The 20,056-nt window shown below is 59.2% G+C and carries 20 protein-coding genes; 8 read left to right on the forward strand and 12 right to left on the reverse strand.

The window, feature by feature from the left end; genetic code table 11:
* Window positions 1–70 precede the first annotated feature (70 nt).
* The 5 genes from F2P67_RS01555 to rplU all read right to left on the reverse strand — a co-directional run bounded on the left by F2P67_RS01555 (window position 71) and on the right by rplU (window position 3,829).
* Window positions 71–538: a CreA family protein gene (locus F2P67_RS01555; RefSeq protein ID WP_166216509.1), complete on the reverse strand. Its 468-nt coding sequence runs from the start codon at window positions 536–538 to the stop codon at window positions 71–73.
* 10 nt (window positions 539–548) lie between these two features.
* Complete coding sequence (gene proB, locus F2P67_RS01560; protein ID WP_166216511.1) at window positions 549–1,667, reverse strand: glutamate 5-kinase; 1,119 nt, start codon at window positions 1,665–1,667, stop codon at window positions 549–551.
* 137 nt (window positions 1,668–1,804) lie between these two features.
* Entirely contained in the window at window positions 1,805–3,028 is a 1,224-nt protein-coding gene (gene cgtA / locus F2P67_RS01565; RefSeq protein WP_166216515.1) for an Obg family GTPase CgtA, read from the reverse strand.
* Between the two features lie 193 nt (window positions 3,029–3,221).
* The gene (rpmA, locus tag F2P67_RS01570) at window positions 3,222–3,479 is read right to left on the reverse strand and encodes a 50S ribosomal protein L27 (protein ID WP_016773121.1); all 258 of its coding nucleotides are present in this window, start codon (window positions 3,477–3,479) and stop codon (window positions 3,222–3,224) included.
* A gap of 35 nt (window positions 3,480–3,514) precedes the next feature.
* Window positions 3,515–3,829 carry a 50S ribosomal protein L21 gene (gene rplU, locus F2P67_RS01575; protein ID WP_007950961.1) on the reverse strand — a complete coding sequence of 105 codons (315 nt, stop codon included), beginning with the start codon at window positions 3,827–3,829 and terminating at the stop codon, window positions 3,515–3,517.
* A gap of 240 nt (window positions 3,830–4,069) precedes the next feature.
* On the opposite strand from rplU, the gene F2P67_RS01580 reads away from it, so the two are divergent.
* The 3 genes from F2P67_RS01580 to F2P67_RS01590 all read left to right on the forward strand — a co-directional run bounded on the left by F2P67_RS01580 (window position 4,070) and on the right by F2P67_RS01590 (window position 5,970).
* Entirely contained in the window at window positions 4,070–5,038 is a 969-nt protein-coding gene (locus tag F2P67_RS01580) for a polyprenyl synthetase family protein (RefSeq protein ID WP_007909817.1), read from the forward strand.
* Window positions 5,039–5,164: 126 nt separating this feature from the next.
* The gene (locus F2P67_RS01585) at window positions 5,165–5,506 is read left to right on the forward strand and encodes a zinc ribbon domain-containing protein YjdM (protein WP_166216518.1); all 342 of its coding nucleotides are present in this window, start codon (window positions 5,165–5,167) and stop codon (window positions 5,504–5,506) included.
* A 206-nt stretch (window positions 5,507–5,712) separates the two neighbouring features.
* The gene (locus tag F2P67_RS01590) at window positions 5,713–5,970 is read left to right on the forward strand and encodes a PA4570 family protein (protein WP_166216521.1); all 258 of its coding nucleotides are present in this window, start codon (window positions 5,713–5,715) and stop codon (window positions 5,968–5,970) included.
* Window positions 5,971–6,019: 49 nt separating this feature from the next.
* Here F2P67_RS01590 and bamJ read toward each other — a convergent pair whose 3' ends face one another.
* From bamJ to F2P67_RS01605, 3 genes are all read right to left on the reverse strand, one after another.
* Entirely contained in the window at window positions 6,020–6,637 is a 618-nt protein-coding gene (bamJ, locus tag F2P67_RS01595) for a BamJ family beta-barrel-assembly machinery protein (RefSeq protein WP_166216524.1), read from the reverse strand.
* A 122-nt stretch (window positions 6,638–6,759) separates the two neighbouring features.
* Entirely contained in the window at window positions 6,760–7,065 is a 306-nt protein-coding gene (locus F2P67_RS01600; RefSeq protein WP_166216527.1) for a DUF6482 family protein, read from the reverse strand.
* A 135-nt stretch (window positions 7,066–7,200) separates the two neighbouring features.
* A complete protein-coding gene (locus F2P67_RS01605; protein ID WP_007950967.1) occupies window positions 7,201–7,689 on the reverse strand; it encodes a TIGR00645 family protein in 489 nt (162 codons plus the stop codon).
* A gap of 162 nt (window positions 7,690–7,851) precedes the next feature.
* Between F2P67_RS01605 and F2P67_RS01610 the strand changes: the two genes are divergently transcribed.
* Complete coding sequence (locus F2P67_RS01610) at window positions 7,852–9,681, forward strand: hypothetical protein (RefSeq protein WP_166216530.1); 1,830 nt, start codon at window positions 7,852–7,854, stop codon at window positions 9,679–9,681.
* Here F2P67_RS01610 and F2P67_RS01615 read toward each other — a convergent pair.
* Entirely contained in the window at window positions 9,678–9,998 is a 321-nt protein-coding gene (locus F2P67_RS01615) for a PA4575 family protein (protein ID WP_166216533.1), read from the reverse strand. The two genes, F2P67_RS01610 and F2P67_RS01615, sit on opposite strands and share 4 nt — an antisense overlap.
* 311 nt (window positions 9,999–10,309) lie before the next feature.
* Window positions 10,310–12,748, reverse strand: a complete 2,439-nt coding sequence (locus tag F2P67_RS01620) for a Lon protease family protein (RefSeq protein WP_166216536.1) — start codon at window positions 12,746–12,748, stop codon at window positions 10,310–10,312.
* A 301-nt stretch (window positions 12,749–13,049) separates the two neighbouring features.
* Here F2P67_RS01620 and F2P67_RS01625 point away from each other — a divergent pair, with 301 nt between their 5' ends.
* The 4 genes from F2P67_RS01625 to F2P67_RS01640 all read left to right on the forward strand — a co-directional run bounded on the left by F2P67_RS01625 (window position 13,050) and on the right by F2P67_RS01640 (window position 16,737).
* Window positions 13,050–13,538 (forward strand): DUF3015 domain-containing protein, encoded by a 489-nt coding sequence (locus tag F2P67_RS01625; RefSeq protein WP_007909797.1) that lies wholly within the window; start codon window positions 13,050–13,052, stop codon window positions 13,536–13,538.
* Between the two features lie 281 nt (window positions 13,539–13,819).
* Window positions 13,820–15,673 carry an Lnb N-terminal periplasmic domain-containing protein gene (locus tag F2P67_RS01630; protein ID WP_166216539.1) on the forward strand — a complete coding sequence of 618 codons (1,854 nt, stop codon included), beginning with the start codon at window positions 13,820–13,822 and terminating at the stop codon, window positions 15,671–15,673.
* A gap of 140 nt (window positions 15,674–15,813) precedes the next feature.
* Window positions 15,814–16,170 (forward strand): hypothetical protein, encoded by a 357-nt coding sequence (locus tag F2P67_RS01635; protein WP_166216542.1) that lies wholly within the window; start codon window positions 15,814–15,816, stop codon window positions 16,168–16,170.
* A 72-nt stretch (window positions 16,171–16,242) separates the two neighbouring features.
* Window positions 16,243–16,737 (forward strand): GreA/GreB family elongation factor, encoded by a 495-nt coding sequence (locus F2P67_RS01640; protein ID WP_166216545.1) that lies wholly within the window; start codon window positions 16,243–16,245, stop codon window positions 16,735–16,737.
* Here F2P67_RS01640 and gdhA read toward each other — a convergent pair.
* Together gdhA and ettA are read right to left on the reverse strand one after the other, a co-directional pair.
* Window positions 16,734–18,071: an NADP-specific glutamate dehydrogenase gene (gene gdhA, locus F2P67_RS01645; protein ID WP_166216548.1), complete on the reverse strand. Its 1,338-nt coding sequence runs from the start codon at window positions 18,069–18,071 to the stop codon at window positions 16,734–16,736. The genes F2P67_RS01640 and gdhA overlap by 4 nt on opposite strands.
* 193 nt (window positions 18,072–18,264) lie before the next feature.
* A complete protein-coding gene (gene ettA / locus F2P67_RS01650; RefSeq protein ID WP_095190358.1) occupies window positions 18,265–19,929 on the reverse strand; it encodes an energy-dependent translational throttle protein EttA in 1,665 nt (554 codons plus the stop codon).
* Between the last annotated feature and the right edge of the window lie 127 nt (window positions 19,930–20,056).

Genomic DNA, 20,056 nt, shown 5'->3' on the forward strand with positions numbered 1-20,056 from the left:
ATTGCCTGCGATTTGGCGAGACACAAAAAAGCGGGAGCAGATTTGCCTGCTCCCGCCTTCAGATTGCGCGTTATTGCTGAACCGGCACCCATGGCAGAATCGGGATTGCCGTCACCGCATTCTGCGGACTGCCTTCGATCAAGCGATCGCTGTAGACCAGATAAACCAGGGTATTGCGCTTCTTGTCGAGAAAACGCACTACCTGCATGGTCTTGAATACCAGCGAGGTACGCTCCTTGAACACCTCATCGCCATCCTTCAGCTCACCCTTGAACTTGATCGGGCCAACCTGACGACAAGCGATCGAGGCCTCGGCGCGATCTTCTGCCAGACCCAACCCACCCTTCACTCCGCCGGTCTTGGCGCGCGACAGGTAGCAGGTCACACCTTCAACCTTCGGATCATCGAACGCCTCGACCACGATCCGGTCATTTGGGCCGACAAACTTGAACACGGTCGACACCTGACCGATTTCCTCGGCGGACGCCAGCAATGGCAGCGCCATCAGCAGACCCAACAATCCTTTTGCTACGCGCATCGAGCTTTCCTTACACCAGAATCAGATTGTCACGGTGAACCAGTTCCGGCTCAGCCATGTACCCCAGCAAACCGACAATCGCATCCGACGATTGGCCGATGATTTTTTGTGCTTCCAGCGCGCTGTAATTGGCCAGCCCCCGAGCGATCTCACGACCATCCGGCGCTACGCACACCACCATCTCACCACGACGGAAACTGCCCTGCACCAGCTTCACACCCACCGGCAGCAAGCTTTTGTTGCCCTGAGAAAGAGCCGACACCGCCCCCTCATCCAGCACCAATGTGCCGCGAGTTTGCAGGTGGCCGGCCAGCCACTGCTTGCGGGCCGCGAGCATACCGCGCTCGGGCGATAACAACGTACCAATGCGCTCGCCAGCCTTCAGGCGATCAAGTACGCGCTCGAGACGCCCGCCGACAATAATGGTGTGCGCCCCGGAACGCGCCGCCAGACGAGCCGCACGCAACTTGGTCTGCATGCCGCCACGACCCAGCGCACCACCCGTGCCGCCCGCGACCGCATCCAGACCCGGATCATCGGCGCGCGCCTCATAAATCAGCTGCGCATCGGGATTGTTGCGCGGGTCAGCGTCGAACATGCCGTCGCGGTCGGTCAGAATGACCAGCAGATCAGCCTCGACCAGGTTGGCGACCAATGCCGCCAGCGTGTCGTTGTCACCAAAACGGATTTCGTCAGTGACCACAGTGTCGTTTTCATTGATCACCGGAATGACCTTCAGCTCGACCAACGCGCGCAAGGTGCTGCGGGCATTCAGGTAGCGCTTGCGATCAGAGAGGTCGTCGTGGGTCAGGAGAATCTGCGCCGTGTGCCGGCCATGCTCGGCGAAGCTGGATTCCCAGGCCTGCACCAAACCCATCTGACCGATGGCGGCGGCCGCCTGGAGCTCGTGCATCGCACTGGGTCGCGCAGTCCAGCCCAAACGACTCATGCCGGCCGCCACCGCCCCGGAGGACACCAGCACCAGCTCGACGCCAGCCTCATGCAAGGCCACCATCTGCTCGACCCAGACACTCATTGCCGCGCGATCCAGCCCCTTGCCATCAGCTGTCAGCAAAGCGCTGCCGATCTTCACGACCCAACGCTGCGCACCTGTCACCTTGCTCCGCATCATCTTCAACCTTAGCTTGAGGGCAGCGCGACCTGGCACTGCCCGTGACGTTATTCGTGGTTCTTCGCGACCAACAATCGATTTCCAGATACTAAAACGCCGCTCGATTGAGCGGCGCTTAAGTTTACTGCAACGAATCAGTCACGCACGTAAATGATTTCCGGACCATCTTCGTCATCCACATCTTCTTCGTCCCAATCATCATCACCGATGTCGTGGACCGACTTCACGCCGCTGCGACGCAGGGCACGCTGATCATCCAGCGCCTGCAATTGCGCGCGCGCTTCGTCTTCGATGCGCTGATCGAGGTCTGCCAGCTCTTCTTTGTAAGCAGGATCATTGGCCAGACGATCAGCACGATCCTCGAGGTAACGCATGATGTCGCGGGTCAGACGTTCAGTGCCATCTTTGGCGATGGCCGAGATCACGTAGACCGGACCTTCCCACTGCAGACGCTCGACAACTTCCTTGACGCGCTCTTCGTGCTCTTCCTCAAGGATCTGGTCGCACTTGTTCAGCACCAGCCAGCGATCACGCTCGGCCAGCGACGGGCTGAACTTGGTCAGCTCGTTGACGATCACTTCAGCGGCATCCGGCGCACTACTGTCATCCAGCGGCGCCATGTCGACGAGGTGCAGCAACAGACGCGTACGCGCCAAGTGCTTGAGGAAGCGAATGCCCAGACCGGCGCCATCGGAAGCACCTTCGATCAGACCCGGAATGTCGGCAATGACGAAGCTCTTCCAGCGGTCGACGCTGACCACACCCAGGTTCGGCACCAGGGTAGTGAACGGATAGTCGGCAACTTTCGGCTTGGCGGCCGACACCGAACGGATAAAGGTACTTTTGCCCGCATTCGGCAAGCCCAGCAGACCGACGTCAGCCAGCACCTTCATTTCCAGCTTCAGGTCGCGCTGCTCACCCGGCTTGCCCGGAGTAGTCTGACGCGGCGCACGGTTGGTACTGGATTTGAAACGGGTGTTGCCCAGACCGTGCCAGCCGCCCTGCACCACCATCAGTTTCTGACCAGCCTTGGTCAGGTCACCGATGACTTCCTGGGTGGCGGAGTCGATCACCGTGGTGCCGACCGGCACACGCAGAATCAGATCCTCGCCCTTCTTGCCGGTGCAGTCGGTGCTGCCGCCGTTGGAGCCACGCTCGGCATCGAAGTGCCGGGTGTAACGGTAATCCACCAGGGTGTTTAGGTTTTCGTCGGCCATCATGTAGATGGAACCGCCGTCACCGCCATCACCGCCGTTAGGACCGCCGTTTTCAATGAATTTTTCCCGACGGAAACTCATGCAACCATTGCCGCCGTCGCCAGCCTTTACGCGGATCGATACTTCATCAACAAACTTCATAACCAACGCCTCTCGCCATACGGACGAGCCGAAAAACAATCAAGACATAAGACTCTTGCAAAAATGAGCGCAGCGACCCCAAAACACGACCTGCATCGCACGCCGACAGCCCATACAAACAGTTTTGCAAGAGACTCACCCCACAAACGAAAAAGCCCCGTCGCAAGACAGGGCTCTTCCAGCGATCTCGCGATTAAGCCGCGATTACGCTCACGTAACGACGACCGAAGGCGCCTTTTACTTCAAACTTGATCACGCCTTCGATTTTAGCGAAGAGAGTGTGATCTTTACCCATGCCAACGCCGTAGCCAGCGTGGAATTGGGTGCCGCGCTGACGCACGATGATGTTGCCGGCCTTGATGACCTGGCCGCCATACATCTTCACGCCAAGGCGTTTGGCTTCTGAGTCGCGACCGTTACGGGTACTACCACCAGCTTTTTTGTGTGCCATGAGTTCAATTCTCCTAGTGAGGAATTAGGCTGAAATTAAGCCTGAATACCGGTGATTTTGATCTCGGTGTACCACTGGCGGTGGCCCATACGCTTCATGTGGTGCTTACGGCGACGGAACTTGATGATGCGGACTTTATCGTGACGACCTTGGGAGATCACTTCAGCCACAACGGTAGCGCCAGCAACAACTGGAGCGCCGATATTCACGTCGTCGCCATTGGCAACCAACAGAACGCGATCAAAGGTAACGGATTCGCCGGTAGCGACTTCCAGTTTTTCGATCTTCAGGTATTCACCTGGGGCGACCTTGTATTGCTTGCCGCCAGTAACGATTACTGCATAAGACATGGTATTTCTCCGATAATCCTGCTCACCCAGCTCTTTATAAGAAGAGGTATTGGCTGGCATGGCTGCATGGGGCTGGAAGGCCCGCTTGCAATTGCGTAAGGCAGGTGCTGCCCAGGAAGTTCAGGGTGCGCGATTGTACGCAAGGCGCCGCAGGCTTGCAAGTAGCCGTCCATCGCGCCTTGACAGGTCTGGGTGGGGGTCCTAGCATGCCGCGCAACCCTTCTGGAGCGACTCTCGCTGATGCAACCCCAAGCTTTCTACCGCGCGGTGGCGGACGATTTTAGCGCCGTCGACGGCATCATCAAGAAGCAGCTGACTTCCCGAGTGCCGCTGGTATCGAAAATCGGCGATTACATCACGTCGGCCGGCGGCAAACGCCTGCGTCCTTTATTAGTACTGTTGTGTGGCAAGGCTCTGGGTCGCGAAGGCGACGACATGCGTCTGCTGGCGGCAACCATCGAATTCCTGCACACCGCGACCTTGTTGCATGACGACGTGGTCGACATGTCTGGCATGCGCCGTGGCCGCTCGACTGCCAATGCCATGTGGGGCAATGCTCCAAGCGTGCTGGTCGGCGACTTTCTGTACTCGCGCTCGTTCGAGATGATGGTCGAACTCGGCTCGATGCCGGTGATGAAGATCCTCTCCCAGGCCACGCGCATCATCGCTGAAGGCGAAGTGCTGCAGTTGTCCAAGGTGCGTGACGCCAGCACCACGGAAGAAACCTACATGGAAGTCATCCGCGGCAAGACCGCGATGCTCTTCGAAGCCTCGACTCATAGCGCCGCCGCGCTGGCCGGTGCCACCGCCGAGCAGAGCGAAGCGCTGCGCACCTTCGGCGATCACCTGGGTGTGGCGTTCCAACTGGTCGACGACTTGCTCGACTACAAGGGCGACGCCGAAACCCTGGGCAAGAACGTCGGCGACGATCTGGCCGAAGGCAAGCCGACCCTGCCGCTGATCTACACCATGCGCGAAGGCACGCCAGAACAGGCAGCTTTGGTGCGTCAGGCGATCCAGAAAGGCGGGATCGAAGACCTGGAAAGCATTCGCATTGCCGTGGAAGCGTCCGGTTCTCTGGAATACACCGCGCAACTGGCCCGTGATTACGTAGCCCGTGCGATCAAGTGCCTCGAAGCGCTGCCGGCCAGCGAATACCGCGACGCACTGGTTGAACTGAGCGAGTTTGCGGTCGCCCGCACGCACTGATCTCCCCCTGCGCAATCAAGAGCCGCAGCCTTCTTTGAAGCCTGCGGCTTTTTGTTGCCTGCCCGCTTGCGGCTAAAACCTTATACAATGTGCGACTTTTAGTGACCCACATCCCAAGGAGCCTTAGTGAGCACGTTGCCACCCTGCCCGAAATGCAATTCCGAATACACCTACGAAGACGGCGCCCAACTGATCTGCCCGGAGTGCGCCCACGAGTGGTCGGCAAACGGCGAAGCAGAAGTCGCTGCGGATGACACCGTGAAGAAAGATTCGGTCGGCAACGTCCTGCAGGACGGCGACACAATCACCGTGATCAAGGACTTGAAGGTCAAAGGCACTTCGCTGGTGGTCAAGGTCGGCACCAAGGTCAAGAACATTCGCCTGTGCGATGGCGACCACGACATCGACTGCAAGATCGACGGCATCGGCCCGATGAAGCTCAAATCCGAGTTCGTCAGAAAAGTCTGAATCTGCTGTCATCCATCCCGCGCCAGTCGTGGGATGGAGCGTCGCCATCCCCGCCTTCCCCAGCCAATCCACGTAATAGCTGAACGCCAGCCGTTTTGACCTTACGCAATCTTTACCCGCAAAAAATCACAAACCGCCAATAGGCGCTTGCTATTTGACGAATAAGAATTATTCTCATTGAAACCCTTTCAATGGAGATGAGCACCATGACTTATTTGATCGACGCCTGGCTGGATCGCCCACACCCTTACCTAAGAATCCTCCATCGGGAAACCGGCGAAGTCTGTGCGGTGCTTGAAGAAGAAGCCTTGCATGAGTTGCAGGATCAAGGGGATCTGGACGTCAGCAGCCTGAATTCCAGTGAGCCGCTGGTGCTCAAGGAGCTGGTGCGCAATCTGTTCCTGTTCTGCTACGCCCGGGCCTTGCGCCCGACCAGCGAACTGCAGCACAAGTTTCAAGTATGAGAAAGACTGAGAAACCCTGCACAAGCCACGCTTGTGCAGGGTAACGGGATTACAGAACGTCGAGCAGCTCGACGTCGAATACCAGAACGCTGTGCGGCGGGATGCTGCCAACGCCTTGCGCGCCGTAAGCCAGCTCGCTCGGCACGTACAGACGCCATTTGCTGCCGGCATTCATCAGTTGCAGGGCTTCGGTCCAGCCGGCGATTACGCCGCCAACCGGGAATTCTGCAGGCTGGCCGCGCTCGTAGGAGCTGTCGAACACGGTGCCGTCGATCAGCGTGCCGTGGTAGTGAGTACGCACTTGGTCTTCACGGGTCGGCTTGGCGCCTTCACCCTGAGTCAGCACTTCGAATTGCAGGCCGGAAGCCAGAGTGGTGATGCCGTCACGCTTGGCGTTTTCAGCCAGGAAGGCCAGGCCTTCGCCAGCGGCGGCTTCAGCTTTGGCTGCCGCTTCGGCTTGCATGATCTCGCGGATCACTTTGAAGCTGGCGGACATTTCTTCCTGACCCACACGGCTTGGCAGGCCGCCGAACGCGTCGGTCAGACCGGCCAGGATCGCGTCCAGGCTCACGCCCGGTGGCGGGTTGTCGCGCAGCTGGTCACCCAGCTGACGGCCGATGCCGTAGCTGACGCGGGTTTCGTCGGTGGACAGATTTACTTCGGACATGACACTGCTCCGCTGTGCGGACGGCCACAAGACTTGCCGTGCGTGCACAGCGCGTCCCGGCGCGCCCGGAACCAAAAGGGCGAGCAGACTAGCACAGAAGCCAGACCTGTGGCGCGCCGGGCCTACAGGGCCGAGCGCCAGGCGAGCGGCACTTTTAGGCTTTCCTCGCCACTGGCACCCAGACCACACATTTCATCGTGTACCGAGGTGTGTACGAGGTTGAACGGCAACACCGGAAAGCTGTGCAACAAATCCCGAGCATGTTCGACCGAACGCAGCGTCAGCATGTTGCCCTTGAGATCACTCAACGGATACGCCGCGCCATGCATCCGCGCTTCAAGCAGGTAAATCCCGCCTTCCATGGAGATCAGGTTCAACTCATCAACCTTCCTGGCGATGGCAAACGCATTCAGCTCTTGCAGATTCATGAACGCACCTCACGCTGTGGCGAGTCAGGACATCTACAGGGATATGCCCGTGCGTGCCAAAGCACAAGCCACAAACGACACCGCCCGTCTGTTTCGCAACAGACGGGCGGTTTTGTTACAGCGAACGACAACACATCAGTGCTTGGTGAGCTTGTCCAGATAACCCATGGCAAACGCCGAGATCACAAAAGTCATGTGGATGATCACGTACCACATCAAATGCTCGGGATCGACGTTCTTGGCGTCCATGAAGATCCGCAGCAAATGGATCGAGGAAATGGCCACGATCGACGCCGCCACTTTCATCTTCAGCGACGAGGAGTCCATGGTGCCCAGCCAGCTGAGCTTCTCTTTGCCTTCGTCGATGTTCAGCTCGGAGACAAAGTTCTCGTAGCCGGAAATCATCACCATCACCAGCAAACCGCCCACCAGCGCCATGTCGATCAGCGACAGCAGCACCAGAATCAGCTCGGATTCGGCCATGGAGAAGACGTTGGGAATGACATGAAACACTTCCTGGAAGAATTTCAATGCCAGCGCCAGCAGCCCGAGCGACAACCCGATATAGATCGGCGCCAGCAGCCAGCGCGTGGCGTACATTGCATTTTCGATAAAGCGTTCCATTGAATCTCACACAAGGGGGGTTGTAATGGGCGGCGAGTATACCAGCGACCTGTGACCGCCAGAAACCGCCCGAAAATCCGCCACCTGCGTGTGTGTGTCATTTTTTTTCTGCTAGTGTCCAAATCACTGACAGCCCAGCGACAGTGGACAGGACGAGTGGAAATGGATGTGCGATTGCCAATAACGACGGCCGGAATCTGCCTTGCTCTGCTCATCGGCGGTTGCTCGCCCGGCGAGGAGAAACACGCGGTCAGTCTTGAAGAGAAGACGGCGAAGTTCGAACATTCCCTCGACGCCATCACCGACCCGAAGCTCAAGGACGCCGTCACTGAACTGGGCGGCTCACTCCTGTTGCTGGAACGCGCACAGCTCAAACTCGCCAACCATCCGGTAAAAACCGAATACGGCGAAGACGCCCTCGGCGTCCTCAAGCACTACCCGACGCCACAAGCGCTGGTCGACACCTTCATCAACGGCCTGTTCGTGCTGCACAAGGACGCCAGCTCGGATTACCTCACCGACCTGCAACCGGTTTTCCCGTTCAACCTCAACACGCCCGGCGGCTTCCTGTTTCCTCACGGCGTTGAGTGGCAGTCAGTCACGCTGAGCAACAAGCGCGTCATCCCTTACCAGCCGGAATGGTCGGAAACCGATCCCGGCATTCAACTCAGCCCGTCCAGCTCCAACGTCACCAACCCTGATGACCTGACCGTGACCTATCCGTTCATCGAAGGCCTGGATGTCGACAAGAAGACTCAGCCGCAACCGGTCAGCCTGCAAGGCCAGGTCGAAGTCATCGCGCCACGCCGCTTGTACAGTTTTGACCTGACCAGCAAGGATGTCGGTCAGACGCGCAACAACGACAACCTCAGCGTCAAGCTGATCAAACTCGAAAAGAATTACGCCGAAGTCGAGTTCAGCAACAACCTGCCCCTGGCCGCAGAAGTCGCTGGCGCACAGCTCAACCCGCTGATCGTCCAGGCCCGTGACGCAACCGGGCAATACCTGGTGCGCGCAGGTTCAATCAACGAAAGCCCGGAACAAGTGGCCTTCTACCAGCAACAACTGACGCATCTGCAGCAGCAGAAAAGCTGGAGCGACACACTGGAAAAGCAGTTGACCGAGGAGCAGCAAACGTTCGAGCAACAACACCCGCGACGCTACAACAAGGTCTACTTCAACGGCTCGATCGACACGCTGGAAGTCAGTGTGCTGGATTTCTCGCAAGCGACCGTGACTCGTAAAGCGCTGGATCTGCCGATTCGCGTCTTCAACCAGCACACCACCGAAAAAGCCATCCAGCCGCTCGATCTGCCGGTAGTGGTGTACGACGACCTGGCGGCGAACTGGCTCAAGGGTGCGAGCCTGACGGAGGAACAACTGAAGGCCGGCATCCGCATCCATCAGTCGGTGGAAGACCCAAGCGCTGCGCGGATCGAGTTCTCCCACCGCCGCACCTTCAACGATGAACTGCTGGGCGACGACTTCAACCCCGGTGAAAGCCCGGTGACGTTCTTCACCGAGAAACACAACGGCAAACTCGACGAGCCGATCGAACTGCCGCCCGAGGCGTATCAGGTCGATCCGCTGCAAGCGACGATTACCTACGACCTGAACCTGTTCCCGGAAACCCCGGCGATTGCCGTCGGTTCAATGCCGCTGTTCCTCGCGACAGTCGCCACGCAAGCGTACGACGCCAAGTCTTTGCCCAAAGGCCTGGAGATCAAAAACAACCTGTTGGTGGTCGACCTGAAAGTGTTTCCGGCCAACGAGTGGCGATTCTTCGTCAAGGACGACAGTGGCAACTACCTCAAGCAGATTCTCTCGGTCAGCCACGACGCCAGTGCACAAGGCCCGGCGATGTTCGGCGTGCACTATTTCTACGGTCGTCCGACCCGCGTGGAAACCTATCAGCGCACCGACCTCGCCACCGTGCAATACGGTTTTGAGGTCAAACTCGACAAGGCGCAGTTGCCCGACGCCGCGCCTTAGCTATTGAGACTGCGTCCGCGCCCGCCGTTGATCTGACGCAGCTGGGCTTGCAGGTGCAGGCTCCAGATTTGCGGGTCATCGGCCAGCTCGTAACCATGCATCGTCAGGCTTTCAACGATGGTGTCGAGGATGGATTCGGCGGCAATCGGGCCGTGAAACGGGCCCTGGGCTTTGATCGCGGAAGGTTGTTCGCCGGCCATGCCGGCAGCGAAGAGCAGTGTCCACATGCCGTTATCGCCGGCCAACGGCTTGATGGCGCATTCGATACGGGTCACTAGACCCAGGCATTGACGGGTGAGGCAGAGGTTGCGCGACATGGCGGCGACCCTCGGTGAAGCCGGTATTCAGCCCTCACGGGAGGACTGGCTCGATCCAGTGATACTGTCGATATCCTTGAGCTGAGAATAGAAGAAAAGTCCGCCACGCAAGCCGAACGGAACCAGAAGGCGCCGAATGGTCATTGTGTGAATATTGGCGCCAGAGTGATGGCACATTTCCCGAAGATCAGTGCAATAACAAATGTGGGAGGGGGCTTGCTCCCGAAGGCGGTGTGTCAGGCAACAGAGTCGTTGACTGATAGACCGTCTTCGGGAGCAAGCCCCCTCCCACAGGTTTACTGCATTTAAGCTTAAGCCGGTTTGGCTTCGGCCAAGGCTTCCTGCGCCGCTTCCTTCTCGGCCTCTTTGAGGTCTTCCTCGCTGATCATCTCGGCGATGTCGCGCAAGCGCTCCACTACCCGTGCGTTGATGCTGCCTTCAGGGAACTCGCCCTCCTCGTTCGGCGCGCCCGCCGGTTCGCCGACCAGCAGACTCAATGCCTCATCGGCCTGACGCACCGCGTAGACGTGGAACTGCCCCGCACGCACGGCCGCCAGCACCTTCTCATCGAGCATCAGCGTGGCCACGTTGGCCTGCGGAATGATTGCACCCTGCTCGCCGGTCAAACCGCGTGCTTCGCAGAGCCGGAAGAAGCCTTCGATCTTCTCGTTGACCCCGCCCACCGCCTGCACTTCACCGAACTGGTTGATCGAGCCGGTGATCGCAAAGCACTGCTTGAGCGGGGTTTTCGACAGCGCCGAAATCAGCGTGCACGCCTCGCCCAGCGACGCACTGTCGCCATCGACGTAACCGTAGGATTGCTCCAGCGCGATGCTCGCGGAAATCGCCAGCGGGAATTCCTGGGCGTAACGGCTGCCCAGATACCCGGTAAGGATCATCACGCCTTTGGAGTGAATCGGCTGACCGAGATTGACCTCGCGCTCGATGTCGACGATGCCGCTGCCGCCCGGATACACCGTTGCGGAAATCCGCGCCGGCACCCCAAACGCCGAGTCGCCGACCTCGAGCACGGTCAGGCCGTTGCACTTGCCGACCGCCGCGCCATCGGTGTCGATCAGGATGATCCCGGCGAGCATGTCATCGAGAATCCGTGCCGACACGCGTCCGGTGCGCGTGGCTTTGGCTTTCAGTGCGCGTTCGATGTGCCCGGCGTCGGTCATTTCATCGCCGGCCAGATGGCGGATGAAATCCGCTTCGCTGACCAACTGGAACAGATCACCGATACGCGCCGACAATCGCCCTTGGTGTTCGGCCAGACGTGCGCTGTAAGTGGCCAGACGCGCCACCGCATCGGCGGTCAGCGGCGCCATGCCTTCTTCCGAAGTGCGGGTTTTCAATAGCTGGGCGAATTGCTCCAGGCTCTCGTCGACCATCGGAATATCTTCATCGAAATCGACGAGGACGCGGAACATCTCCTGAAAGTCCGGATCGAGGTCTTGCAGCGTGTAGTACAACGACCGCGCACCGATGATGATGACTTTGACCTGCAGCGGAATATGCTGCGGGTTGAGGGTCACGGTGGCGAAGCGGCCCATCTCGCCCAGCGGCGATTCCATTTTCAGCTTGCGCGATTGCAGGGCACGCTTCAGCGCATCCCACACGAACGGCTCGCTGAGCATTTTTTCCGCTTCAAGAATCAGGAAACCACCGTTGGCGCGGTGCAAGGCCCCCGGACGCAACTGGCGATAGGTGGTGTAGAGCGCGCCTTGATCGGTGGTGTACTCGATGCGGCCGAACAGGTTTTCATAAGTCGGGTGCGGCTCGAAAACCACCGGTGCGCCGCCACTGACCGGATGACCGACCACCAGGCTCGGCGCGTATTGCTCTTCCAGCAGTTTGCGCGCGACGGCGTCGGTCTTGCTGTCGTCGACCAATTGCTCGACCACGGTTTTCAGCAAATACACCTGCATCGCTTGCAAGTAACCGCAAACGGCGGCGTTCTCGGCGTACTTCTCCGACAGCGGCGAGAGCAACGGCTGCAAGGCCAGGGTGATGGTTTCTTCGTTGAGCGAACGCAGTTGATTGTTCGACTCGCGCTTCCATTGCGGCAGGCTGGCGAGCTCTTCGTTCAGACGTTCTTCGAGGCCGGAGATGTCTTCGTGAAAGCGCTCGCGATCGGCTTCCGGCAATTGCGAGAACTCGGCCTCATCCAGCGCCTTGCCGTCAAGCATCGGCGTGAAGGCGATGTTGCTGCTGTCGCGGTACAGGGCAACGTCTTTTTCCAGGGCCAGACGCTCGATGATGTCGAGAGCCTTGTCGTAGCGCTGGTTGAAGGCGCGGTCGATGGCGCTTTTCTTCTGCTGATAGGACGGGTGTTCAAACACTGCCGGGAAGGTCGCCAGCAGGTTGTCGATCAGGCCGTTGATGTCACCGATGAACGAGGCGGCCGTGCCCGAGGGCAGTTCCAGCACGCGCGGCTCGCGCGGTTCATCGAAGTTGTTGACGTAAACCCAGTCCGCCGGCGTCTGCAGACGTTTGCCTTCAGCCTTCAGGTAGCGTTTGACGAAGGAGAAGCGACCGGTGCCAGGCTCGCCCATGACGAATACGTTGTAACCGGGGCGTGGCATGGCCACACCGAACTGCAAGGCTTCGACCGCACGTTCCTGGCCGAGCACACCGCGAAAGGGCTCCAGATCATTGGTGGTAGTGAAGCTGAACTGTTCAGCGGAAAACGGACGGGTCAGCGCTTCGGGCGCAAGACGCAAGCTGGCAGCAACAGGATCAGGCATCGGGCTTCCTTAACAATCAGGCGGGGCAGATAGCGGCATTCTGGCGCTGCCCGTGCCCCACTGGCAAGGCGCGCCACACGACAAAGCATAGACAACCGGCCAACCCCGCCGCCGCCCCCATAAAACCGGGGTTATCGCCAAATCTTTTGTAAAAAATCACGGAACCCCCGGAACGTGCCTAAACTCCAAACTGCGCGGCTGGAACTAATACCGGCCCACTGGCTTCGTTTGGATCTGTTTCGTACAGAGCTTGGGGGGCCAGAACCCTGTCCATTGGTATGCACACAAAGAGAACAAAGCTATGAAACGGATTCTTCTCGGTACTCTCTTCACCGCTGTATCCATCAACGCAATGGCGCAAGCTCCAGGCGGCCCGGATTGCGGTTGGGGCAACATGCTGTTCGAAGGTCAGCGTGGCACCCCTGCTCACTTCCTCGCTTCCACCACCAACGGCACTTCCGGTAACGCTACCTTCGGCATGACGTCCGGCACCAACGGTTGCTCGACCAACGCGTCGCTGACCTACGGCGGCAAATCCTGGTTTGCCATGAATGGCATGATGAACGAGCTGTCCGAAGACATGGCCAAGGGCAACGGCGAAGCGCTGACGACCTATGCCGTGGTACTGGGCGTGGCGCCGGAAGACCGTGCGCACTTCGCTGCCGTGACTCACGAGCACTTCCAGCAGATCTTCAGCAAGGCTGACGTGACCGCTGAAGACGTGCATACCAACACCCTGGCCGTTCTGAAATCAGACCCACGTCTGGCCAAGTACGCAACGCAGGCTTAAGCTCGACCCCCTGCCCGCTTCTTTCGGGAAGCGGGTTTTATTTTGAGTGAAGTCAGTCCGCCGTGACGCTGAACCTGTGGCGAGGGGATTTATCCCCGTTCGGCTGCGAAGCAGTCGTGAAACCTGTGCATGCGGTGTATGTGCATGCGCAATATCTGATGCATTGGGGATACAGGATCTGGGGCCGCTTCGCAGCCCAACGGGGATAAATCCCCTCGCCACAGAGTGGAGTGATAGCATCCCGATCGGGTTTTATTTTCTTTCGAGTTAAGTTGCCACCTATGCTCAAACGCCTTGCCTGGCTGGCGCTCTGTGTCTGCGCCCCGCTGTCCGCCGCGCCAAACATCGACCCTCAACGTTTGCAGCAACTGGCCAACGATCGCTTCTGGATTTCCCTCGGTCACTACGAGACCGCCAAACTCGGCGGCTGGCGCAGCTATGTCAGCGACAAGAAATTCTTTCTCGCCGCCGATGGCAATGAACATCCCGATCACGAACTGGCCGCGACCGTGCAAGCGTTATACGCACCGGCCAGTCTCGGCGAGCAACACGCCCAGTGCGTCTATCCGGCGCGTACCCGCTGGCTGAAGTCTCAGCTCAATCTGACTGATCTGCCGACACCGCCATGCGCCGAGTACAAGAAATGGTTCAAGGATGTCTCGCCGCACAGCGCGGTGATGATTTTCCCGGCGGCCTACCTCAACAGCCCATCGTCGATGTTCGGCCACACACTGCTGCGCATCGATCAGGCTGACGTGCAAAGCGACAAGACCTCGCTGCTCAGTTACGCGATCAACTTCGGCGCCTACATCGAAGGCTCGGACAACAGCATTCTGTACGCTTGGAAAGGCCTGATGGGCGGTTATCCGGGACTGTTCGCGCTGGTGCCGTATCAGGAAAAACTCTCGGAATACCGCAGCCTGGAAAACCGCGACCTGTGGGAATACCGGCTGAACCTGACCCAGGCAGAAACCGCGCGCATGGTCGAGCATGTATGGGAGTTGAAGCAGATCCAGTTCGACTATTTCTTCTTCGACGAAAACTGCTCCTACCGTTTGCTCGAACTGCTACAGGTAGCACGGCCAAGCCTGCGCCTGACCGAACAGTTCCCGCTGACCGCGATTCCCACCGACACGGTCAAAGCAGTGAAAGAAGCCGGACTGGTGGAAAGCATCGAATACCGCCCTTCGCGCGAGCGTGAGCTGCTCAGCCGTGCCGAGCCGTTAAGTGGCGAAGAACAGCAATGGGTGCTGAAGGTCAGCGCCGATCAACAACAGTTGCAGGCTCCGACCTTCAAAGCCCTGCCACGCGACCGCCAGGCTTTGATCATCGATGCGGCGTATCGTCTGGAACGCTATCGCGCCAATGGCCAGGAACGCGATCCGCAACGGGCGCAACGCAGTTTCGAACTGCTGCGGGCAATCAACAAGAACCCGGCGCCGGATCTGGAAATCCCTCAACCCGGCCTACCGGAAGATGGCCACGAATCACGCACCTGGCAGGCCGGTCTCGGCACCCGTGGCGATCGTGCGTTCGGCGAGTACGGCTTGCGCATGGCTTATCACGACCTCAATGACAACGCCGAAAGCTTCCCGCTCGGCGCGCAGATCGAAATCCTGCAAATGAAACTGCGCCAGTACGAAGGCAATCACTGGCAATTCCAGCAACTGGATCTGGCGACGATTCGTTCGCTGACCCCGCGTAACGAATTGCTTCAGCCACTGTCGTGGCAAGTCACCGGTGGGCTTGAGCGTGTGCCGGGCAAGCATGACGACGAAACGCTGGTCAGCCATGTCAATGGCGGCGGCGGTGGCACCTGGCAATTGGGTGAGGACGTGCTCGGTTTTGCCCTCGGCACCGTCCGCGTGGAACACAACAACGACTTCGCCGAATTCGTTTCACCGGCCGGCGGCTTCAACACGGGTGTGCTGTGGAAAAATCCCTTGGGCAACCTGAGCCTGGAAGCCAAGGGTGATTACTTCATCAACGGCGAAGTGCGCCGTAGCCTGAGCCTGAATCAGCAGTGGGAATTGTCTCGCAACCTTGGCCTGCGTTTGAGTGCGCAACGTGAGTTCAGTCATGTAGCGACGCCTGAAACTGAAGTCATGCTTGAAGTGAAGTGGTATCACTACTGATCCCTCTCCCCACACAAATCCCGCTCCCACAAAGGCAAATTTGTGGTGTTCAACGAATTACTCACATGCCTTTCACCAACGCGCGACGAATCCGCTTCTAGACTTTCCCTATAGGTCGTGAAGCGGCGCGGGAGAGTGCGATGTGGCGGTGTGCGGGTTTGCTGGGGGTGTTGCTGGTGCTGGGTGGTTGCCAATCCACCCACGAAGACTTGATCGCCAAAGGTTATCCACCGGCCTTCGCCGACGGCTTCGATGACGGTTGCGTCAGTGGCCGGCAAGCGGCCGGATCGATCAGCGGCGAGTTCCGCAAGAACGTGCCGCGCTATCTGAAAGACAAGCAGTACGCCGAAGGCTGGACCGACGGCTTCCGCCAGTGTCAGGCGATGCTGGAAAACAAGGATCGCGAAGACTATCGCAACGAACATTGGGATGATCGCGAGCGTGCCTGGCAGCAACAGAAGGATCAGGGCGCCGCGCGAGCCTATCGCTCGCAATAGGTCGTTTCCAGACATCCGGTGAAACCAAATGCCTGCGACCATGGCCAGACTCTCTATACAGAGGAGGACACCATGAGCCGCGCTTTCGTCAACGAAGACAACGCCGCCGCGCAAGCCGATCAACCGGTCGAACGCCACGTCAGCGAACAGCCCAATTACGTCACGCCGCAGGGTCTGGAGCAGTTGCAGGCAAAAGTCGCCGAGCTGCAAACCCGGCACGCTGAACAGTCAGCCAAGGGCGAACAGGCGGACAAGCAGCGCCTGGCCGACCTCGAACGGGATCTGCGGTATTTCAATCAACGTTTGAGCAGCGCTCAAGTGGCGGTCGCCGCGACCTCCACCGACAAAGTGCAGATCGGCAGTTGGGTCACCTACGCCGACGAACACGACAGCGAGCATCGCGTGCAACTGGTCGGCGAAGATCAGGCCGACGCGGCCAAGGGCTTGATCAATTGGGGCTCACCGCTGGGCCGCGCCTTGCTCGGCGCGCGACTCAACGACGAGGTGCTGTGGCAGCGCCCTGCCGGTGATCAGGTGATCGAAGTGATCCGTATCGAACCGGCTTAAACCACACCCTGCGCCAGCATCGCATCGGCGACTTTGACGAAACCGGCGATGTTCGCGCCTTTGACGTAGTTGATTCGCCCGTTCTCTTCGCCGTAATGCACGCAGGCGTGGTGGATCGACTGCATGATCGCGTGGAGCTTGCTGTCGACCTCCCCGGCCGTCCACAACAGGCGCATGGCGTTCTGCGACATCTCCAGACCACTCACCGCCACGCCGCCGGCATTCGATGCCTTGCCCGGTGCGAACAGGATCCCGGCCTCGATGAAGATATCCACAGCTTCCAACGTGGTCGGCATGTTTGCGCCTTCGGCGACACAGAAACAGCCGTTGCGCAGCAGTGCATGTGCCGCTTCGGCGTCGAGTTCGTTCTGGGTGGCGCACGGCAGCGCAATGTCGCACGGCAACGACCACGGCAATTGACCGGCACGGAACTCCAGACCGAACGCCGCCGCCAACTCGCTGATGCGCCCGCGCTTGACGTTTTTCAGCTCCAGCAACGCCAGCCACTGCTCTTCGCTCAAGCCCGTCTCGCAATACAGCGTGCCTTCGGAGTCGGACAGGGAAATCACCTTGCCGCCCAGGTCCATGACCTTGCGCGCGGCATATTGTGCAACGTTGCCGGAACCGGAGATTGCTACGCGCTTGCCTTCGACGGTCTGCTCGCGGCGCTTGAGCATTTCTTCGGCGAAATACACGCAACCGAAACCGGTAGCTTCCGGGCGGATCAGGCTGCCACCGTAGGTCATGCCCTTGCCGGTCAGCACGCTGGTGAACTGGTTGCTCAGGCGTTTGTACTGGCCGAAGAGGAAACCGATTTCCCTCGCGCCGACACCAATATCACCGGCCGGCACGTCAACGTCGGCGCCGATGTGGCGGTACAACTCGCTCATGAACGCCTGGCAGAAACGCATGACTTCAGCGTCGCTCTTGCCCTTCGGATCGAAGTCCGAACCGCCCTTGCCGCCGCCCATGGGCAGCGAGGTCAGGGAGTTCTTGAAGGTCTGTTCGAAAGCCAGAAACTTCAGCACGCCCATGTTCACCGAGGGATGGAAGCGCAAACCGCCCTTGTACGGGCCGATGGCGCTGTTCATCTGGATGCGGAAACCGCGATTGACCTGCACCTTGCCCTGATCGTCGACCCACGACACGCGGAACACCACCGCCCGCTCCGGCTCGCAGATGCGCTCCAGAATTCCCGAAGTCAGATAGTGCGGATTGGCTTCAAGAAACGGCCACAGGCTGCGCAGGACTTCTTCGACGGCCTGGTGGAATTCAGGTTGATCCGGATCGCGCTTTTTCAGACGGGCGAGAAAGGATTCGACGGATTCGATCATGGGAAAAGTCTCGGCAAATTTATTGTCGTTGGAGAAGATTGAGCCGGACTGTAACAAACGACATGTACACAGCAACAGACAAAAATGTCGCACTTATGAAAACAAACAGTACACAAGATATAAGTCATGGCGGATTGCAGGCAAAAAAAAGCGGAGCCCGAAGGCTCCGCTTTTTCATGCAACCAACCTGTAATCAGGCCAGTTTCTTGTGGCGTACCCGGTGTGGCTGGGCCGCTGCTTCGCCGAGGCGTTTTTTGCGATCGGCTTCGTACTCGGTGTAGTTACCTTCGAAGAAGATCGCTTGCGAATCGTCTTCGTACGCCAGGATGTGGGTCGCGACGCGGTCAAGGAACCACCGATCGTGAGAGATCACAATGGCGGCGCCCGGGAAGTCCAGCAGGGCTTCTTCCAGGGAACGCAGGGTTTCAACGTCGAGGTCGTTGGACGGTTCGTCGAGCAGCAGGACGTTGCCGCCCTCCTTCAGAGTCAGCGCCAGGTGCAGACGACCGCGCTCACCACCGGACAGGTCCTTGACGAACTTCTGCTGATCGCCGCCCTTGAAGTTGAAGCGACCGACGTAGGTACGCGACGGGATCTCGTAGTTGCCGATGCGGATCTGGTCGGAGCCGTCGGAAATCTGCTGGAACACAGTCTTGCTGCCGTCGAGGTCTTCGCGGCTCTGGTCGACACAGGCCAGTTGCACGGTTTCGCCGACTTCGATGCTGCCCGAATCCGGCGTTTCCTTGCCCATCAACATGCGGAACAGGGTCGACTTACCGGCACCGTTACCGCCGATCACGCCAACGATGGCGCCCTTAGGCATCGAGAACGACAGGTTGTCGATCAGGACGCGATCGCCGTAACCCTTGGTGACGTTCTTGAACTCGATGACCTTGTCGCCCAGACGCGGGCCGGCCGGGATGTAGATCTCGTTGGTTTCCGAACGCTTCTGGAATTCCTGCGATTGCATCTCTTCGAAGCGTTGCAGACGAGCCTTGGATTTCGACTGGCGGGCCTTGGCGCCTTTGCGCACCCACTCCAGTTCTTCCTTCATGGCTTTTTCATGAGCCGATTGCTGCTTGGATTCGGCCGCCAGACGATCGGACTTGGCTTCCAGCCAACCCGAATAGTTGCCTTCGTACGGAATGCCCGCGCCGCGGTCGAGTTCCAGAATCCAGCCGGCAACGTTGTCGAGGAAGTAACGGTCGTGCGTGATCGCTACCACGGTGCCCGGGAAGTCGTGCAGGAAGTGTTCGAGCCACGCCACCGAATCGGCGTCCAGGTGGTTGGTCGGTTCGTCGAGCAGCAGCATGTCCGGGGCGGACAGCAGCAGACGGCACAGGGCCACACGACGTTTCTCACCACCGGACAGGTGTTCGACCTTGGCGTCCCAGGCCGGGAGACGCAGCGCATCGGCGGCGACTTCCAGTTGACGCTCCAGGTTGTGACCGTCGCTGGCCTGCAGGATTGCTTCGAGTTTGGCCTGCTCGGCGGCCAGCTTGTCGAAGTCGGCATCCGGGTCGGCGTACGCGGCGTAAACCTCGTCCAGGCGCGCTTGCGCATCCTTGATCACACTGACCGCTTCTTCGACCACTTCACGCACGGTCTTGGTCGGATCAAGTTGTGGCTCTTGCGGCAGATAACCGATGTTCAGGTCTGGCATCGGACGGGCTTCGCCCTCGAACTCGGTGTCGACGCCGGCCATGATTTTCAGCAGCGTGGACTTACCCGAACCGTTGAGGCCGAGTACGCCGATCTTGGCGCCCGGGAAGAAGGACAGCGAAATGTTTTTGAGGATTTCCCGCTTCGGCGGAACAACTTTGCCCAGCCGATGCATGGTGAAGACGTATTGAGCCATGGAGAACCTTGGGTCAGTGACAGATGAATGATTGGAGCTCAGGCGATACCCGGCCAGACCGTGCGCGTCGTTCACTGGAAGATATCAATGCGTGCGCGCGGAAAGTCTAGGAGCTGGAACGCTCCCG

Origin of the sequence: Pseudomonas atagonensis (genome assembly GCF_011369485.1) — a bacterium.
Taxonomy (GTDB): Bacteria; Pseudomonadota; Gammaproteobacteria; order Pseudomonadales; family Pseudomonadaceae; genus Aquipseudomonas; species Aquipseudomonas atagonensis.

What these genes read in the sequence shown, in the direction of transcription:
- ettA (WP_095190358.1), bottom strand. Translation starts at nt 19,929, where the DNA reads ATGGCTCAATACGTCTTCACCATGCATCGGCTGGGCAAAGTTGTTCCG.
- F2P67_RS01615 (WP_166216533.1), bottom strand. Translation starts at nt 9,998, where the DNA reads ATGTCGCGCAACCTCTGCCTCACCCGTCAATGCCTGGGTCTAGTGACC.
- bamJ (WP_166216524.1), bottom strand. Translation starts at nt 6,637, where the DNA reads ATGTCCGAAGTAAATCTGTCCACCGACGAAACCCGCGTCAGCTACGGC.
- F2P67_RS01580 (WP_007909817.1), top strand. Translation starts at nt 4,070, where the DNA reads ATGCAACCCCAAGCTTTCTACCGCGCGGTGGCGGACGATTTTAGCGCC.
- F2P67_RS01590 (WP_166216521.1), top strand. Translation starts at nt 5,713, where the DNA reads ATGACTTATTTGATCGACGCCTGGCTGGATCGCCCACACCCTTACCTA.
- F2P67_RS01625 (WP_007909797.1), top strand. Translation starts at nt 13,050, where the DNA reads ATGAAACGGATTCTTCTCGGTACTCTCTTCACCGCTGTATCCATCAAC.
- gdhA (WP_166216548.1), bottom strand. Translation starts at nt 18,071, where the DNA reads ATGATCGAATCCGTCGAATCCTTTCTCGCCCGTCTGAAAAAGCGCGAT.
- rplU (WP_007950961.1), bottom strand. Translation starts at nt 3,829, where the DNA reads ATGTCTTATGCAGTAATCGTTACTGGCGGCAAGCAATACAAGGTCGCC.
- F2P67_RS01630 (WP_166216539.1), top strand. Translation starts at nt 13,820, where the DNA reads ATGCTCAAACGCCTTGCCTGGCTGGCGCTCTGTGTCTGCGCCCCGCTG.
- F2P67_RS01555 (WP_166216509.1), bottom strand. Translation starts at nt 538, where the DNA reads ATGCGCGTAGCAAAAGGATTGTTGGGTCTGCTGATGGCGCTGCCATTG.
- F2P67_RS01620 (WP_166216536.1), bottom strand. Translation starts at nt 12,748, where the DNA reads ATGCCTGATCCTGTTGCTGCCAGCTTGCGTCTTGCGCCCGAAGCGCTG.
- F2P67_RS01610 (WP_166216530.1), top strand. Translation starts at nt 7,852, where the DNA reads ATGGATGTGCGATTGCCAATAACGACGGCCGGAATCTGCCTTGCTCTG.
- F2P67_RS01600 (WP_166216527.1), bottom strand. Translation starts at nt 7,065, where the DNA reads ATGAATCTGCAAGAGCTGAATGCGTTTGCCATCGCCAGGAAGGTTGAT.
- proB (WP_166216511.1), bottom strand. Translation starts at nt 1,667, where the DNA reads ATGCGGAGCAAGGTGACAGGTGCGCAGCGTTGGGTCGTGAAGATCGGC.
- F2P67_RS01605 (WP_007950967.1), bottom strand. Translation starts at nt 7,689, where the DNA reads ATGGAACGCTTTATCGAAAATGCAATGTACGCCACGCGCTGGCTGCTG.
- cgtA (WP_166216515.1), bottom strand. Translation starts at nt 3,028, where the DNA reads ATGAAGTTTGTTGATGAAGTATCGATCCGCGTAAAGGCTGGCGACGGC.
- rpmA (WP_016773121.1), bottom strand. Translation starts at nt 3,479, where the DNA reads ATGGCACACAAAAAAGCTGGTGGTAGTACCCGTAACGGTCGCGACTCA.
- F2P67_RS01640 (WP_166216545.1), top strand. Translation starts at nt 16,243, where the DNA reads ATGAGCCGCGCTTTCGTCAACGAAGACAACGCCGCCGCGCAAGCCGAT.
- F2P67_RS01635 (WP_166216542.1), top strand. Translation starts at nt 15,814, where the DNA reads ATGTGGCGGTGTGCGGGTTTGCTGGGGGTGTTGCTGGTGCTGGGTGGT.